Origin of the sequence: Moritella sp. (genome assembly GCF_013215705.1) — a bacterium.
GTDB lineage: Bacteria > Pseudomonadota > Gammaproteobacteria > Enterobacterales > Moritellaceae > Moritella.
On the sequence record NZ_JABSQR010000003.1, the window covers coordinates 1 to 1,894 of the forward strand.

Here is a 1,894-nt window from a genome sequence, read left to right on the forward strand (position 1 = left end):
AAGGTTTATTACCTATCGACCAGCGTATGCCGTCGTTAAGACAGTTTACTCAGCTGCATGATGTGAGCATGACGACTGCCAATAATTGCTATCAACGTTTACTCGACTTAGGCTGGTTACATGCCAAACCGCAAATAGGTTACTTTATTACCCAGCCGCTGAATAAACAAAGCACGCCGGTATACCCTCGATTTAACGTGAAAATATCTAAGCCTAAAGTCAGCCAATCCATCGGCCAAGGCTTGCGTGGTCCGTTCTATACCGCACAACTGCCTGCCGATCTATTACCGCAAGCAACCTTGAGTCGCTGTTTACGACGGGCGAATCAACGAGCTGGTGCCGACTTGTTTGCTTACCCCGATTATCAAGGTGATATTGCGCTACGTACCGCCTTGGCCAATCATTTTTCACAACGACATTTTCCGTTAAAAGCAGATAATTTAGTGATCACTAATGGCTGTATTGATGCGGTTCGCAGTGCCATCGAGATCACCACGAATCCTGGAGATACCATTGCCGTGTCATCTCCTTGCTTTAGCGGGTTACTGGATTTATTGGAGAACATGGGCCGGTTAGTGATCGAGATTCCGTGTTATCAGGCTCAGCTCGATTTAGATCAACTTGAAGAACGGCTTAAAGCTAAGCGTATTTCTGCCTGTCTATTCAGTGCCAATCATATTAATCCACAAGGGTTTTGCCTGAGTAATAAACAAAAGCAGCGTATCGCTGAGCTGGCTGCATACTACCAAGTCCCTGTGATTGAAGATGACATTTATTTGGAATTAAGTTATTCCAANACCACACCTTTACCGATTAAATATTGGGATAAGTCAGGTTGGGTATTGTGGTGTAGCTCGGTTTCGAAAACGATTGCAGCGGGTTATCGTTTGGGCTGGTGTGAACCAGGACGTTATTTTAATGACTATTTACAGCTACGTAATGTGCAGTTTTTTGGGGTCAATAATATTGTTCAGCATACGGTTTGCGAGTTTATTAATACTGGCCAATATGCGAAACACTTGAAGAAGTTAACTACAACTTTGGCGTCCCATGCGCGACAGTATCATGGCTTATTACGAGAATTGTTGCCTGATAATACTAAAATCAGTGTAGCGGAAGGGGGGATGGTTATCTGGTTACAGCTTGATAATATGGATAGCCAAGCGGTACTGAGTGAAGCATTAAAGCAAGGCGTGTCTTTTCGTGCTGGTAGTGAATTTACCACGCTTGCGTATTATCACAACTGCTTAAGGTTAAATATTGGCTGGCCGATTGTGGCAAATGCAAAGGACACGACGAACAAACAAGCTGCAGCACAGGCGTTAAGCGCTAAGCTTGTTATCTTGTGTGAACTGATTAACGCCAATGTTGCAGTTAAGTAAGTCTATTCTTGGTTCAGNACATCAGTCGCTGTGCCNAGATANACTTCAGCNGCCAATAGNATGGATTCATGCAAGGTTGGATGCGCATGTACGGTATGGGCNATATTGTCNGCCGTAAACTNATTATGAATNGCTAAACAAACTTCACCAAATATCTCATCGGCATTGTTACCTATCATGCCGCCACCGATTAAGACGTGGTTGTCGGTATTAAAGATCAGCTTCGTTAAGCCATTGGTGTTTACATCAGTGTTTGCTCGACCCAGTGAACGCCACGGCATGTTTATCACCTTATAATTTAACGCACTGCTAGCCAATTGCTTTTCTGTCCAGCCTAACCAGGTAACAGTTGGGAAGCTGGTGGCCATGAAGGGCTGAGTTATCATGTTATCCAGTGACGGTTTATCGTCAGCAATAAATACCGCGTCATAATCAGCGTCAGGCAATGTTTTACCTTTACTGGTGAAAGATAACTGAACTTTATCATATCTAAAATTATAGGCGGGTATTTT

The 1,894-nt window shown here is 43.7% G+C and carries 1 protein-coding gene and 1 pseudogene; one reads left to right on the plus strand and one right to left on the minus strand.

The window, feature by feature from the left end; genetic code table 11:
• Window positions 1-1,382: PLP-dependent aminotransferase family protein (locus HRT96_RS00370; protein ID WP_293150610.1), on the plus strand; the 1,382-nt coding region annotated here is incomplete at its 5' end.
• Between the two features lie 2 nt (window positions 1,383-1,384).
• Here the strand turns inward: HRT96_RS00370 and HRT96_RS00375 are convergent.
• Window positions 1,385-1,894: pseudogene (locus HRT96_RS00375) on the minus strand (dihydrolipoamide dehydrogenase); the annotation flags it as partial.